Raw genomic sequence first — 15,576 nt, forward strand, 5'->3', positions numbered from 1 at the left:
GGAATATGACGAATCAGAATACAGAGCCGCGCAAGCGGCTTTTAGCGCTGGATACATCAACTGCAGTATTAGGCGTGGCAGTTACAGAGAATGGGGAACTACTGCATGAAATAAATGCTTCCGGAGAACGGAATCATTCGGTGCATTTACTCCCGATCATTGAGCAGGCGCTGCAAGCAACAGGAACTACTGCTGCAATGCTGGACGGGATTTCTGTTGGTGTGGGTCCCGGATCGTATACGGGGACGCGTATCGCAGTTACCGCTGCCAAAACGCTGGCATGGGCATGGGATGTCCCAGTGGTCGGTATTTCGAGTCTACATGCAGTAGCATGGGGCGGATATCAAACAGCCCTCAAGAATAACGTGATGACCAAAGCGTCGGAACAAACTACCGAGAATAACAGCTACGGGCCTGATTGGATCATTCCACTAATGGATGCGCGCCGAGGACAGGTGTATACAGGATTATTCGCAGCTGAGGGAAATAATGCTCCTAGCCGTCTTGAACCTGATGCCATCCGCCTGATGGCAGATTGGGTGGAGTACTTAGCTGAACGTTTAGGACAGGCTTCAGTCGAAGGCAATAAGCCCGCTGTTCTTTGGTTTGTTGGGGAGACTGCAGTTCATGGCAGTGAGGATTCGCTTCGTCCATTGAAGGATCTTGGTGTTCCTATTGCAGTTCCTTATGAAATGGAAGGCCGCTGGACAGGATTTCTTGGAGAAGCGCGGCTTCAGGTAGAGAAAGATGATATCCATAGCTTGATCCCTAACTATACTCAGATCTCAGAAGCGGAGGCCAATCTGCGGTTAAGCAGAGAAGGGGGCTTAAAGAAACCATGACGGAAGCGGAATCAATGATAGCTCAAGAGGCTGAACTTGTTTTTCGTTTGATGAAGCTAACGGATATTCCTGACATTCTTATCATTGAACGGGAAGCCTTCACGATGCCTTGGACAGAGGAAGCTTTTCGCAACGAGCTGACGCATAATCATTTTGCAAAATATATGGTTATGGAGCTGGCAGGTCATATTATCGGTTATGCCGGTATGTGGGCCATCGTGGATGAGGCGCATGTGACGAATATAGCCCTGCTTGAAGCCTATCGTGGACGTAAATGGGGCGAGCGCCTGCTTGAAGAACTTATGAAGACGGCATCTTATGTGGGGATGAAATCCATTACGCTTGAGGTACGGGTATCGAACGAGGTAGCACAGAATTTATATCGTAAAAAAGGCTTTCGATCTGCTGGCACACGCAAAGGATATTATTCCGATAATCGTGAGGATGCGCTCATTATGTGGGCGGATCTGCCAGAGTACGAGGAGCATGGGAATATGGAAGGAAGCGTGGACTTGAAATGAAGACAGAAACGGGCGCAGCTCAGCCTGTACTAATACTTGCTATTGAGACGAGTTGTGATGAAACGTCGGTCGCTGTAGTCAAAGATGGCTCTGAAGTGTTATCCAACATCATCTCGAGTCAGATTGAGACACATCGCGCCTTCGGCGGCGTAGTACCAGAAGTAGCTTCCCGTAAGCATGTGGAAGTAATTACACTGGTGATAGAAGAAGCACTCGCTACAGCAGGGGTTACACCAGATCAGTTGTCGGCGGTGGCGGTTACACAAGGCCCAGGTTTGGTGGGGGCTTTACTTGTCGGGGTAGTAGCTGCCAAGAGCCTTGCCCTCGCATGGGGTAAGCCGCTAATTGGCACACATCATATTGCAGGGCATATTTATGCTAACCGTTTAGTGGCAGAGTTACAGTATCCATGCATGACACTAGTGGTGTCCGGCGGACATACTGAACTGGTTCATATGGAGCGGGAGGGTGAGTTTCGAATTATCGGACGCACCCGTGATGATGCCGTAGGCGAAGCATATGATAAAGTGGCACGAGCACTAGGATTCCCTTATCCCGGTGGACCTCATGTGGATCGTCTGGCCCGCGAGGCGACTGAGGTTGTACCGTTACCAAGAGTATGGCTGGAGCCGGGTTCTTATGATTTCAGCTTCAGTGGCTTAAAGTCGGCTGTGCTGAACGTTGTGAATCAGAGCAAGATGAAGGGTCTCACACCAGATGTCGCAGGCATTGCCCGCGGGTTCCAAGAATCTGTGGTTGAGGTGCTGGTGGAAAAAGCGGTACGCGCTGTTAAAGCTACTAGCTCCAAGCAGTTATTGCTGTGTGGAGGTGTTGCTGCTAATGCTGGCCTGCGCACGGCTTTGATCTCACGCTGTGAAGCGGAGGGGATTGAGCTTATTATTCCACCTCCGGTATACTGCACGGATAATGCAGCTATGATTGGAGCTGCTGCATACGTGAAGTGGCAGCATGATGGCGGTACTCCGCTGGATATGGTAGCAGACCCTGGATTCTCATTGGAACAATGGTCTGTATCCGCCTATTGACATCATTTGGAGCTAACGAGTATAATCAGTTCAATTATACAAGGAAACGCGATGAGCGGAAGTAGTAAGGATACTCTGGGATAAGAGAGCTGCGGGTAGGTGCGACGCAGTCGAAGGGGACCTGAACTCGTCTGGGAGCGGAACGGTGGAAGCATTACCGGCAATTGTCGCCGGAACGTTCGTACACCGTCTACGGGTAACCTCCGTGAAAGGGTGGTCGAGTATCTAAATACTGGACCGTAAAGTGGATGTTCAATTGGAATCGGCAGTAACTTAACCGGTACAGAGCATCAACAAGAGTGGTACCGCGAAGGTTAACAGCCTGTCGTCTCTTGAATGAGATGGCAGGCTTTTTTGTATGGATTTTGAGTAGTGAGAATGTATATAATACACGCTAAGAACGGGAGTAGTAGGGAATGACGGTGAACAGAGAGCTGCGGGGTGGTGCGACGCAGTCACCGAAAGTCTTGAATCTCGCCCGGGAGCGGAGCGGCGGAAATAAGAGTACGCTGCCTACGGCTGTCCCCGTTATCGGACCTTTCCAGATATCCTGACTCCCTCAGGATGGACCGGGAAGAAGAGCTGGACGCAGCTTAACGGCTTGATTATATGAATAGCCTATGCGTCAAAAAGAGTGGTACCGCGGAGGGGTAACCCGCCGTCTCTTTATTAGAGACGGCGGGTTTTTGCGTTCTTATTGAAGCGACTCGGGTTATGGACTCAGGCGCTATATAAGACGCCAAGAGTGAACCTTCTGCACATTCCAAATTGTGAGAGGATTCATTCGTATCAGCTGCCGGCAGCAGTGGGTGGGGAATTTAGCAGGACCACAAGTCGACGTGTGGATCTGCGCTGAAGCATAGGTTAGGGTAAGGAATCTAATAAGAGGAAAACAGGAGGAATTCAGATGATTATTCCAGTAAAGAAACGTATACAAATTTTCGATACGACTCTGCGAGATGGTGAACAGGCTCCGGGTGCAAGTCTAACCCCAGAGCAAAAAATACTGCTGGCCTATAAGCTTGCGGATCTGGGTGTTGATGTGATGGAGCCTGGATTTCCGATATCGAGCCCTGGTGATTTTGCAGCAGTACAGACGATTTCTCGTAAGGTGCGAAATGTGGAAATTTGCGGTTTTGCACGGGCGGTTAAAGGGGATATTGACGCGGCAGTCCGGGCAACCCAAGATGCTGAACGCCGGCGGATTCACCTGTTCATCTCCTCTTCTGATATTCATTTGCAGCATCAATTGCGTATGAGCAGAGCTGAAGTCGTAGCCAAAGCCCGCGAGATGACGGCTTATGCGCGTCAATTCTCTGATGTCGTTGAATTCACGGCGATGGATGCTGCGCGAACAGGAATCGATGATCTGATTGAAATGATTGAAGCTGTTATTGAGGAGGGCGCTTCTATTATCAATCTGCCCGATACGGTCGGTTACGCATTGCCACATGAATATGGGGAAATGTTCCGACGTGTGCGGCTAGGAGCAAGAGGTGGAGAAACGGTAAGCTACAGTGCCCACTGTCACAATGATTTGGGGCTGGCTGTAGCCAACAGTCTGGCAGCAATTGATGGAGGTGCGACGCAGATCGAAGTCACTGTGAACGGAGTCGGCGAGCGTACCGGGAACTGCGCACTGGAAGAGCTTGTGATGGCGCTCGAAACCCGCGGGGATGCGATTGGAGCAGAAACAGGCATTGTGCTTGATAAGCTGTATGATACTTCGCGGCTGATCAGCGGAGCGATGCATTTTCCAATCGCCTATAACAAACCAGTCGTCGGAAGAAATGCCTTCCAGCATGAGTCAGGGATTCATCAGGATGGTTTGCTGAAGGATCGTAGCACCTATGAGATTATGGACCCAGAGCGGCTGGGTATCCCGCGTAGCATGATCATTCTGGGCAAGCATTCTGGCAGACATGCGCTGAAGGACCGGGCGGCGAAGTATGGTATTACGCTGGAGCCTGCGGAGCTGGATGCACTTTATGAATCGTTTAAAGAGACCGCTGATCGCCAAAAGGTAGTGAGTGATGACCAGTTGCTGCAAATGGTGAGCAGTACAACTGGACAGCAAGCTCAGGTCTATGAACTGGGTGAGGTTCAGGTATTGGCAGGCAGTGCTCAGCGCCGGGTGGCCGCGGTTACGGTTCGCCATTTGAAGTCTGGACAGGAAACTTCTCATACTAGTACTGGAGATGGTCCGCTTGAAGCCATTATCGCTGCTATTGGGCAAGGCATCTCAGAGGACATCGATTTTGCGGGACTTGAGCTGCATTCACTTGGAAGTGGAGAGAACGCCCAGGCGGAGGCGGCTGTGATGGTAGAGTGGGAAGGTCTTAAATTTAGAGGCACAGCTACGCATCAAGATATTATCATGGCAGCAGGGATTGCCTATATTGCAGCCTGTAACGCTGCCCTGCTCTCTACACAAATCGTTTAATATACATCGACCCGCTGTCTGATTTAGAGATGGCGGGTTCTTTTTTAGCTTTTGATGACAGGTTTTAGGTGGGGTTATGTCTTTTGTCAAGTTGTGGACAACGTTATCCACATATTCTCTACGAATTGTGTAAAAAGTGCGTAAAATCAGCAATGTCAGCTCTTTTTAAAATGGCCTTATAACCATTTTTGTTAGCAATGAAACCTTGTGTGAATTGTGGATAATGTGGATAATTCGGTGGATAATAATTCCTGTAATTCGAAAATACCGATTTAACGCATAAAAAAAGCCCCTAAGGGGCTTTTTTAGTAGGGAGTTATACACGAAACCTGTGCATAGAGCTGTGGATAACTCTTTATGAACAAAATAAGAAATATGAAAAAATATTTATGAAGCGGATTTTACATTATTCGTCAGCAAGGATTTCCCATTCGTTAAATAAATCGGTAAGCTGAGTTTTTTTGTTCTTCAGATCCTCTTCATGACCTTGAAGTGCTAAATAATCCTGATAAACTTCAGGTTTAGTCATTTCATTCTCTATAAAAGCGATCGACTCTTCTAGTGAGGCAATGCCTTCCTCTAGCTCAGCAATACGCCGCTTCCGGTTACGCTCTTCACGCTTGGCTTGCTTGTCCGCTTCGAAGGAGGAAACAGCGTTTTTTTCAGGAACTGCAGCATCCTTGTTGACGTTTTTGGCGGCTAATTCAGCGGCATCTTTCGCAATTTCTTCTAATTCTCGTTTTTTCTCGATATAGTCATCGTAGTTGCCAAGGTATTGATCGATCCCCTCGGGATGAAGCTCAAGCACCCGTTCAGCCATTTTATTGAGAAAATAACGGTCATGAGAAATGAAGAGCAATGTGCCCTCAAAATCAATTAAAGCTGATTCTAGAACCTCACGACTGACTAAATCCAAATGGTTGGTTGGCTCATCTAGGATGAGCATATTTGCGCCGCGCAACATGAGCTTTGATAATGCAACGCGTGCTTTTTCGCCGCCGCTCAGCGCGGATATCTTCTTAAGAACATCTTCACCGCTGAAGAGGAAGTTGCCAAGGATCGTACGGATTCTGGCTTCCTCAATCATTGGATATTCACTCCATAGCTCTTCCATTACTGTGTTCTTTGGATTGAGGCGGGTCTGTTCCTGATCATAATAAGCGACCTTTACCTTAGTCCCCCAATTCACAGTTCCAGTTGAAGGCTCGCGGGTTCCGGTCATACACTGCAGCAGTGTAGATTTGCCGATACCATTGGGACCGATGAGTGCAGCAGTTTCTCCCCGGCGCAGTTCGAAAGAAGCGTCCTTGAACAAAGGTGGACCATCATTAAAAGCAACCGCAACATTACGGACTTGCAGCACTTCTTTACCAGACATGAAGTCCGGCTCGAAGGAGAAGCTGGCTTTCTTCAGATCGCCCATCGGTCGATCAATACGGTCCATCTTCTCAAGCGCTTTGCGTCTGCTCTGCGCACGTTTCGTGGTAGATGCTCGCACAATATTTTTCTGAACGAAATCTTCCATTCTTGTGATTTCATCTTGCTGTTTCTCATACTGCTTCATCCGTGCTTCATATTCGGCAGCCTTCAAATCTACATATCGGCTGTAATTGCCTGTATAACGCCGAGATTGATGACGCTCGATCTCTACAATAGTAGTTACAAGCCGATCAAGGAAATAACGGTCATGAGATACGACCAGAATTCCGCCAGCATAACTGCGAAGATAATCCTCAAGCCATGTTAATGTTTCGATATCCAGATGGTTCGTCGGCTCATCCAGCATTAGAAGATCGGGAGCCTGAAGCAAAATGCGGGCTAATGCGAGTCTAGTCTTCTGGCCACCACTAAGTGTGGAGATAGGTGTATCCGGTGGGAACTCGCCGAAGCCCATGCCGTGCAGGACACTGCGGATTCGTGTATTCATTTCATAACCGCCGTGGTCCTTGAACCAATCTGATCGGCGGGCATATCTTTCGAGCAGTTCTTCGTACCGTTTTGGGTCCTCTGCCAGCTTAGGATCGGCAATGCTTACTTCCATCTCTCTTAGCTCAGCCTCGGCTTCGATCAAAGGTGCGAAAACTGCCATCATTTCTTCATGAATGGTTTTGTCAGATTGAAGTCCGCTATTTTGGGCTAAATACCCGATAGTAGTTTCTTTTGATTTATGAATTTGACCGCTGTCATAGGACATTTCACCAGCCAGAATTTGCAGAAAAGTAGATTTGCCGGCACCATTAACACCCACGAGTCCGACACGTTCCTTTTCATTTACCTGAAGGCTTATGCCGTCTAGTACGTTCTGTATACCATATGATTTTGTAATTCCTGTCGCTTGAAGAAGCATAACGATGAAACCTCCACCCTTGCATATTTCGCCTTGGCATTTATACCTCAGCCGTATGAACAACTTATTCTATAGTTTACATGAAAAGCGTTTCCCAAGCGAGAGCTCGATATATCGGAAGCAGAGAATAACGACCTGGCCCAGAAACACAGTCCTATCCACCTTGGCGAACCGGGGAGAAGAGTGGTAAACTGGATTTACAAACAAGGATAAGCTTGGGATAAATATATGGGGGTGGCCGACGATGTCAAGCAAGGAGTCGGTGATCTCCAAAGCAAAGCAACAACTAAGAACTGAGAAGACCATCGCCCGAAACGAGCTCTCCTCGGACCAGAGAAGGGAATTGTCTTTTCTGGTCTGCAAGCATGCATCAGAGTGGCTGAAGACGAAAGACATAGCCTCACTGATGGCCTATGTATCTTTCCGTTCTGAACTCGATACCAACGCGCTTCTTACACAGGCGTGGAAGGACCAGCGTAGGGTACTGCTGCCGCGTGTCATTCCGGCAAGTGGTGCAATGAGTGTCCATATGGTAAACGCTTGGAGTGAGCTTGAGCCGGGGGCGTATGGTATCCATGAACCTATTGTATCCGGCAAAGATTCACAAGAGATTGAAGTTGTTACACTACCGGATGTTGTGTTTGTTCCGGGGCTGGCTTTTGATCTTCAGGGAGGCAGGCTTGGTTACGGCCGAGGATACTATGATCGATTGCGTGCGTCATGGGAGACGGAAGAGTATGCTGCTGCGAAGCCCCCTGTCTGGATCGGGCTAGCCTTTGGTATGCAACTGGTTCCGAAAGTGCCCATGGATGAGCATGATGCCTTTATGGACATGCTGATTACTGAAAATGGCATAGTGCACTGCCGAAAAGGAGAGTGAGTCGTGGAATTGACCCATTTTAACGAGCAGGGAAGAGCTCGTATGGTGGATGTGAGCGAAAAGGAGATTACGAAGCGGACAGCTGTCGCGCGGAGTAAGATCAAGATGGCAACTGAGACGCTTAGTGCCATCAAGGAAGGCAAGATCAGTAAAGGAGACGTACTTGCCGTTGCGCAGATCGCTGGAATTATGGCGGCCAAGAAGACGTCTGACTGGATTCCGATGTGCCATCCGCTCCCACTTACCGGTATTGACATCCGCTTCTCCGATAACAGCGAAGATGAACTTTATATAGAAGCAACAGTCCATACTACCGGAAAGACCGGAGTTGAAATGGAGGCATTGACCGCTGTTTCTGCCTCAGCACTAACGGTGTACGACATGTGCAAGGCTCTTCAGAAGGACATGATTATCGGACCAACGCTCTTAGTATCTAAAAGTGGGGGCAAGAATGGAGATTACGCGCTTGAACCATGATCAGAGCTGACGTTCGATGCGCTGAAGCAAGTGGGCTGCACTGTACAGCCAATTATACATAGAGAGGGAGGACAAACCTATGGCGTGGAAAACAGCAATCCTAACGGCCAGCGATAAAGGGGCCAGGGGCGAACGGGAAGACACGAGCGCCCAGGTTATTCGGGAGCTGGTGGAAGAGGAACTTGGAGGCGAGATCGTTGAATATCGGATCGTGCCCGATGAACAAGATGAGATTATCGCAGCTTTGATAGAACTCACAGATTATTTTCAAGCAGATCTGGTATTGACTACCGGAGGTACGGATTTAGCGATACGTGATGTGACTCCAGAGGCAACCCGGCGTGTAATCGAACGGGAAGTGCCTGGACTTTCTGAGGCGATGCGAAGTACGGTGATGCAAAAAAACCGTGCGGTGATGCTGTTCCGCGGGATATGCGGCATTCGTGGACGCACGTTGATTGTCAACTTACCGGGCACACCGAAGGGTGTTCATGAGAATTTAGCAGCCATTATGGATCAACTACCTGAAGCGTTACTCATGGTAACTGGCCAATACCGCCAATAACATTGTCATATTCTTGTCACGTCACAAGGATAAACTATTTATAGAAGATAGTGGATGTAACTGTGACATAAGTTATGGTATTATTAGATTATCGTAATCGATACCATGATCGGATAGACGGACAAGGAGGAATAATAATGTTTAGTGGAATTGGTACTCCGGGTATTATCTTGTTGGTTATACTGGCACTGCTCCTCTTTGGACCGAATAAACTGCCAGAGTTAGGCCGCGCAGTTGGACGAACCTTCCGTGAATTTAAAGAAGGCGCACGTGAAATCATTGGTGATGGTGATCCGGTGAAGAAGAGCGAAGCTCCTGTGCCGACGGCCCCGCAGACGGTCGCTGCAGATATTCCTCAGGACAAACGCCTGCCGGAATAATAAAAGATTTAACAATGGGGCAATCTCTCAAGTCTAATAGACTTAGGAGATGTCCCTTTTTCAATTTGGTTGCTGCTTTCTGCAGAAACGGGCACAGCTATACATAAAGTCGGTGTGGTGTTTCTATTCTTGTCATGGGATGGTGTCAGGATGTCTCTCGAATCGGAAGAAATGTCGGTGGTGGATCATCTCACCGAGCTGCGTAAACGGATTATTTATGTGCTGATTGTATTTGTTTTGGGATTGGTAGGGGGGCTGTTCTGTGCCAAGCCAATCTATGATTATTTAATTAGTACAGATCTAGCGCAAGGGTTTGTTCTGCATGCGTTCTCATTCTGGGATGGTATCGGAATGTATATGAAGATCGCAATGGCGGTTTCATTAGTCATTTCAGTTCCTTTTATTGCTTATCAGTTGTGGGCGTTTATTAGTCCGGGCTTACGACCGGAAGAGCGTAGTGCAACACTACGTTATGTACCCTATGTTTTTGTTCTTTTTCTAATCGGACTTTCTTTTGCTTATTATGTTGTATTTCCAATGGCGCTTTCGTTCACAATCTCTATCACCCGGAGTATGGGACTGGAAGAGACCTACGGAATTGCGCAATATTTCAACTTCATGTTCAGTCTGGTGCTACCTTTAGCGCTGTTGTTTGAGCTACCGCTGTTGGTGATGTTTCTGACCAAACTGAGGGTTCTTAACCCGATACGCTTGCGTAAAATGCGTCGATACGCTTATTTCACGCTTGTCTTTATTGCTGTAGTCATCACTCCTCCGGACTTCATCTCAGACTTTCTGGTGACGATCCCACTGCTTGTGTTGTATGAGTTCAGCGTATTCCTGTCCGCCTTCGTCTATCGCAAACAGCTTGCTGCGGATGCGGGAAGGGAAGCTCAGTACACCAAGAGTGAGGAATGATGATAAGAGGGCTGTCACTAAGTAGATTTTTCTACGAAAGAGACAGTTCTTTTGTTTTAAACCCCCGTTTTTTGAAATGTTCGGGCGTAGGTGGTACAGTTGAGACTACTGAAATCATACGCATATTTTCACACCCTGTGGATAGAATGTATAGAGTGTGTGCCTAGGACAACCAGTGAAACGTTATTTTTTACGAAAACAAATGCGAATTTGTGTAAAAGGACTTGAAATCCGGGCTCAAGTTGAGTATCATAAAAATTGTTGTTAGCACTACAAGCTGTCGAGTGCTAATGCTTATGGAAAATATGAGATGGACCAGATATTCATAGCGTCCAATTGATATTTTTCATAAACACCAGAGATTTTGAAGTAAGACAGGTAAGTTCTAAACTATGTTTTGAAGCAAAATAACATAATTTTAAAGGAGGCTATTTTTTCATGATCAAACCTTTAGGTGAACGCGTATTGGTGCTACCGAGCGAGCAGGAGGAAACCACTTCATTCGGGATTGTGCTTCCGGACTCCTCGAAAGAAAAGCCACAAGAAGGAACTATTATTGCAGTAGGTAGCGGAGCTTTGAAAGATGGAGTACGTGTAGCGCTCGAAGTAAAAGAAGGCGACCGTGTTCTTTTCTCTAAATATGCAGGAACAGAAATCAAATACGAAGGTAAAGAATATTTGATTATGAAAGAAAGCGACATTCACGCGATTCTTGACTAAGCGAGAGTCGATTATAAGCTAAATCTAAACTACTTAAAGTAACGTGATATACAAAAAATTCTAGGAGGTAATTACACAATGGCTAAAGAAATTAAATTTAGTGAAGAAGCACGCCGCTCTATGTTGCGCGGTGTAGATGCTTTGGCAAATGCGGTAAAAGTTACACTTGGACCAAAAGGTCGCAACGTGGTACTTGAGAAGAAATTTGGTAGCCCGCTTATCACTAACGATGGTGTAACTATCGCTAAAGAAATCGAACTTGAAGATGCATTCGAGAACATGGGTGCTCAACTGGTTAAAGAAGTTGCTACTAAGACTAACGATGTAGCCGGTGACGGTACTACAACTGCAACGGTTCTGGCACAAGCTATGATCCGTGAAGGTCTGAAGAACGTAACTGCAGGTGCTAACCCAATGGTTATTCGCAAAGGGATCGACAAAGCAGTTCGTGCAGCAGTTGAAGAATTGCAAAAAATCGCTAAGCCAATCGAAGATTCCCAAGCTATCGCTCAAGTAGCTGCTATCTCTGCTGCTGACGAAGAAGTGGGCCAATTGATTGCTGAAGCTATGGAAAAAGTAGGTAAAGACGGTGTTATCACTGTTGAAGAATCCCGTGGATTCGCTACTGAACTTGAAGTCGTAGAAGGTATGCAGTTCGACCGCGGTTACATTTCCCCGTACATGATTACTGATACGGACAAAATGGAAGCTGTTCTGGAGAACCCATACATCTTGATCACTGATAAAAAAATCAGCAGCACTCAAGAAATCCTTCCATTGCTTGAAAAAATCGTTCAACAAGCTAGACCGCTTGTTATTATCGCTGAAGATATCGAAGGCGAAGCACAAGCAATGTTGATCGTGAACAAACTGCGTGGAACATTCAACGCTGTCGCTGTTAAAGCTCCTGGCTTTGGCGACCGCCGCGAAGCTATGCTGCAAGATATCGCTGCCCTGACTGGTGGTCAAGTGATCACTGAGAAGCTCGGTCTTGATCTGAAGAGCACTTCCATTGAACAACTGGGTAACGCACGTCAAGTACGCGTAACTAAAGAAAACACAACAATCGTAGACGGAAGCGGCGACAAAGCGGACATCAATGCTCGCGTAAGCCAAATTCGTGCTCAACTGGAAGAAACAACTTCCGAGTTCGACAAAGAAAAATTGCAAGAGCGTTTGGCTAAATTGGCTGGCGGCGTAGCCGTTGTCAAAGTTGGCGCTGCAACTGAAACTGAATTGAAAGAGCGTAAACTTCGCATCGAAGACGCCCTGAACGCAACTCGCGCTGCGGTTGAAGAAGGTATCGTTTCTGGTGGTGGTACAGCTCTTGTGAACGTATATAATGCTGTTGCTGCTGTAGATGTAACTGGCGACGAGAAAACAGGCGTTAACATCGTGCTTCGCGCGCTCGAAGAACCAGTTCGTACCATTGCAGCTAACGCTGGTCAAGAAGGATCCGTTATCGTGGATCGCTTGAAAAAAGAAGCTATCGGCATCGGCTACAACGCTGCTACTGGCGAGTGGGTGAACATGTTCGAAGCAGGTATCGTTGACCCTGCTAAAGTAACTCGTTCCGCGCTTCAAAATGCTGCATCCGTAGCTGCTATGTTCTTGACTACTGAAGCAGTAATTGCTGACAAGCCAGAACCAGAAAAACCAGGTATGCCTGATATGGGCGGCATGGGTGGTATGGGCGGCATGATGTAATATAGGCTGTAAAGCCTGTAACATCGAGGGTTTCCCGCAAGAGAAACGCCGTTTGACCACAATGAATAAAAAGAGGCTTCTCACGAGTTCAATTTGAACTTTGTGAGAAGCCTCTTTTTTAGATCGTCAAATATCTGGTTAGACATCTTGTTCATATTGGATTAAATTATAATTGGCGTATTGTTTTAGTAAGCCTCTAGCTATAGGAGATGGGGGAATGCCCTTTTGAATGATGAGGGGCTCTGATGGGTAATTTTAACATCCTTATTTCGAAGGTATACAGGGAGATCGACGATATGCGAATCAAACCGATTCTAAAATTTCATTCAAAGAATATTCCAAGGCAAACAAGTCTGTTGGTACAGTGTTGACACTGATCAAAGTGGACTTCTTATAGGTTGAGTAAGAAATCAAATTCGCAAATGAAAATTAAAGTGTTACATGGCACTGGGGACGAAAGCTGTATTTGAGACTGGAGTGTAGCCAAACAGAACCATACTTGAAAAGAAAAAAAACTTATAAATAAAGGGTTTAACTCGACGTTTTATATGGGAACCAAATTAACTATGTTCTCGCATACAACACATGTGGAGTGTTGTTCACTGTTGGTGAAGCAGGGTCTTAAATAAGGGATATATTGGTGGAAATAGTAAAGAGGGGCGGCGAACCCCTCTTTTTGTTATTAAGTCCGCTATGGTACTATTTTAATTCTTGAACTAAAATATGTACCCATTAGGTATAGTGTGGTCACGTGATATTTCGCTAACGTTCCTCTTTATCCACATCGATATATGGAAACTTAGGAATTTTGCTTACATCATTTTTATTGTTTAAATATACATCTTGAATATATACTGAAAAATTCAAGGAATAGGGAGCATCACTTTCAATAACGAACGAATGTTGTACTTGCACGCCTACCACGCTCCAAATCTTGTTCTTTGGAAATGCTGTAAAATGATTACGTATAACAATTATTGGGAGGAATACATCAAATGCCAGACATAATTGAAGAGCTCAAGAAAATGTCTCAAAAAAAGGGATTTGAAAATAAAATTAATTTTCAACAGTTGCTGGAAAAATGCAAGACCATAGCGTTGTCAAGTGCAGATGTTGAATTTTTAACAGAACTATATTCTTTAGCAAAAAAATTGTATATTCGTAACACAATAATGATAGCACTTGTGTTTTGTGAAGATATTGATTTAAAGGATTTTATCTTCAAAGCCTTTAAAAAAGAACGCTATCTAGATATGAGATTGACTGCAATCCGAGGATACGCGAATTATGCTACTGAAAAAGAAGTAGAGAAACTGATGTCTAAGTTCATAGAAATTCTGATGAAACGTCCTGAAAATACACCATATAACTATCAAGAATATGAGTTGATTCGTTCTGCTTTTGGGTTACCGTATTTAGTAAATAGATTTGGATACGCTTGTTTTATTCAGGCATATGCACAAGAAGAAAAACAATACAATACAATGCCAGATGCTTTCAAGGGACATTTTACGATAGATGAAAAAGGAAATCCTGTCCAACTTCGGTCATTAGAAGAAACCACGAAAATGATTGATGAATTTTGGGGCAGAGTATAAGTATTTCCTAATTAATTCATTTATAGATTATGTAAGTCGGTGGGGGAAAGCAACGCTAGAGCAGGTCGATGAAATTGCGATTAAAGGGAACTTGTAATTTGCCGATCCCTTTTATGAAATGTATAAGGAGGAAAGAGAATTGAATCCGAAGAGAATATTGCTTACAAAACCGAGCGAAAATTATAAACAATATATTCATTTGATGATCACGGAGACTTCGTCAGATCTACATATTTTAAATATCGTGAAAGGCCGGTTAACATTACGGAAAAAAACCACGAATGCGGTGTATCAACAATATCCAATGGAAGAAGCGCTTTATCAGCTTGAGCAATTGTCTCTGGAATACCAAGCGAAAGGATATATCGAAGAGCCTGAATCGATTCTAGATGCAATAATGATTCCTGAGGATCGTGTATTAGATAAAGCGAAGTGGCACTTTGAAGGGGATTTCCCGGAGGATTTAACAAAAGATGCTGCTTACACCGCTACGGGCATGTTCATCACTTGGTTAATTAATAATAATTGGTTTTCAGAGGAAATAGAGCATCAGTTCGCTACTGAAATAGGGAAAGTAAAGCAGAAGCAGCTTACGGGTGCTGAATTCTATCGAAAATGTCTGGACGGCGTGTTTTCAACCCAAGAACTTGCAGATGAGATTAAACCATTCGTCAATGAATATTTGAATATTCAAAAGGACATTTATGCAGCCGAAGACTATGTCCATACCTTTCAAGGAGTTGGACTTACATTTTATCATGTTGCTAATACATGGGAAAATTATGACTTGATTGAACCTTTAATTGAACAACGTTTTAAAGAATTTTGGGAGAGAATACAAAAGATATAGGATGATTCATTACGTGGAATTCACCTGCATTTTTCTTCCTTGTACGTACAGAAAGACATTCGTGAAATTTTTAGATGGGTATAACAAGCCTTAACTTCGGCTCAAATGTAATAACTATTTCGTCAGGCACTGGGTGGGGGGATAATAAAAGAGCAACTGTTGTCAGCCGCCCCTTCATTGAGCAAATACTATTCCTGTAACTTGTTTTCAGTGTTTATACAACACATGTGGAGTGCGTAGTAAGGATATATAGGGAAGATTTAATAATTTAAAATGAGGGGC

Annotated in this window: 14 protein-coding genes and 1 other annotated feature; of the genes, 13 read left to right on the plus strand and 1 reads right to left on the minus strand. The window is 45.4% G+C overall.

Features of this window, described 5'->3' with window-relative positions; translation table 11 throughout:
- Positions 1-5: 5 nt before the first annotated feature.
- The 4 genes from tsaB (at position 6) to MKX41_RS29565 (ending at position 4,852) form a co-directional block, all read left to right on the plus strand.
- On the plus strand, positions 6-842 hold the full coding sequence (gene tsaB / locus MKX41_RS29550; protein WP_340974324.1) for a tRNA (adenosine(37)-N6)-threonylcarbamoyltransferase complex dimerization subunit type 1 TsaB: 837 nt from the start codon (positions 6-8) through the stop codon (positions 840-842).
- Positions 839-1,363: a ribosomal protein S18-alanine N-acetyltransferase gene (gene rimI / locus MKX41_RS29555; protein ID WP_042185263.1), complete on the plus strand. Its 525-nt coding sequence runs from the start codon at positions 839-841 to the stop codon at positions 1,361-1,363. The genes tsaB and rimI overlap by 4 nt, the downstream gene beginning before the upstream one ends.
- Positions 1,360-2,409, plus strand: coding sequence for a tRNA (adenosine(37)-N6)-threonylcarbamoyltransferase complex transferase subunit TsaD (gene tsaD, locus MKX41_RS29560; protein WP_340974327.1), 1,050 nt, complete (start codon positions 1,360-1,362; stop codon positions 2,407-2,409). The genes rimI and tsaD overlap by 4 nt, the downstream gene beginning before the upstream one ends.
- A 387-nt stretch (positions 2,410-2,796) precedes the next feature.
- Positions 2,797-3,078 (plus strand) — a binding site (T-box leader).
- Between the two features lie 238 nt (positions 3,079-3,316).
- Complete coding sequence (locus tag MKX41_RS29565; protein ID WP_042185267.1) at positions 3,317-4,852, plus strand: 2-isopropylmalate synthase; 1,536 nt, start codon at positions 3,317-3,319, stop codon at positions 4,850-4,852.
- 406 nt (positions 4,853-5,258) lie between these two features.
- On the opposite strand, the gene MKX41_RS29570 is transcribed toward MKX41_RS29565, so the two are convergent.
- The gene (locus MKX41_RS29570; RefSeq protein WP_076299165.1) at positions 5,259-7,199 is read right to left on the minus strand and encodes an ABC-F family ATP-binding cassette domain-containing protein; all 1,941 of its coding nucleotides are present in this window, start codon (positions 7,197-7,199) and stop codon (positions 5,259-5,261) included.
- A gap of 244 nt (positions 7,200-7,443) precedes the next feature.
- On the opposite strand from MKX41_RS29570, the gene MKX41_RS29575 reads away from it, so the two are divergent.
- The 9 genes from MKX41_RS29575 (at position 7,444) to MKX41_RS29615 (ending at position 15,294) form a co-directional block, all read left to right on the plus strand.
- Positions 7,444-8,079 carry a 5-formyltetrahydrofolate cyclo-ligase gene (locus MKX41_RS29575; protein WP_042185271.1) on the plus strand — a complete coding sequence of 212 codons (636 nt, stop codon included), beginning with the start codon at positions 7,444-7,446 and terminating at the stop codon, positions 8,077-8,079.
- A gap of 3 nt (positions 8,080-8,082) precedes the next feature.
- Complete coding sequence (gene moaC / locus MKX41_RS29580; RefSeq protein WP_042185273.1) at positions 8,083-8,556, plus strand: cyclic pyranopterin monophosphate synthase MoaC; 474 nt, start codon at positions 8,083-8,085, stop codon at positions 8,554-8,556.
- A 79-nt stretch (positions 8,557-8,635) separates the two neighbouring features.
- Positions 8,636-9,121, plus strand: a complete 486-nt coding sequence (locus MKX41_RS29585) for a MogA/MoaB family molybdenum cofactor biosynthesis protein (protein WP_020429419.1) — start codon at positions 8,636-8,638, stop codon at positions 9,119-9,121.
- Between the two features lie 137 nt (positions 9,122-9,258).
- Positions 9,259-9,501: a twin-arginine translocase TatA/TatE family subunit gene (locus MKX41_RS29590; RefSeq protein ID WP_042185275.1), complete on the plus strand. Its 243-nt coding sequence runs from the start codon at positions 9,259-9,261 to the stop codon at positions 9,499-9,501.
- A 150-nt stretch (positions 9,502-9,651) separates the two neighbouring features.
- Positions 9,652-10,419: a twin-arginine translocase subunit TatC gene (gene tatC / locus MKX41_RS29595; protein WP_076284144.1), complete on the plus strand. Its 768-nt coding sequence runs from the start codon at positions 9,652-9,654 to the stop codon at positions 10,417-10,419.
- A gap of 438 nt (positions 10,420-10,857) precedes the next feature.
- Positions 10,858-11,139, plus strand: a complete 282-nt coding sequence (groES, locus tag MKX41_RS29600) for a co-chaperone GroES (RefSeq protein WP_036676506.1) — start codon at positions 10,858-10,860, stop codon at positions 11,137-11,139.
- Between the two features lie 78 nt (positions 11,140-11,217).
- Positions 11,218-12,846, plus strand: a complete 1,629-nt coding sequence (gene groL / locus MKX41_RS29605; protein WP_042185277.1) for a chaperonin GroEL — start codon at positions 11,218-11,220, stop codon at positions 12,844-12,846.
- A 995-nt stretch (positions 12,847-13,841) separates the two neighbouring features.
- Positions 13,842-14,444 (plus strand): hypothetical protein, encoded by a 603-nt coding sequence (locus tag MKX41_RS29610; RefSeq protein WP_340974335.1) that lies wholly within the window; start codon positions 13,842-13,844, stop codon positions 14,442-14,444.
- Between the two features lie 139 nt (positions 14,445-14,583).
- Positions 14,584-15,294: a DUF7832 domain-containing protein gene (locus MKX41_RS29615; protein WP_340974337.1), complete on the plus strand. Its 711-nt coding sequence runs from the start codon at positions 14,584-14,586 to the stop codon at positions 15,292-15,294.
- Positions 15,295-15,576: the final 282 nt, after the last annotated feature.

Origin of the sequence: Paenibacillus sp. FSL R5-0475, assembly GCF_038004585.1 — a bacterium.
Taxonomy (GTDB): domain Bacteria; phylum Bacillota; class Bacilli; order Paenibacillales; family Paenibacillaceae; genus Paenibacillus_AQ.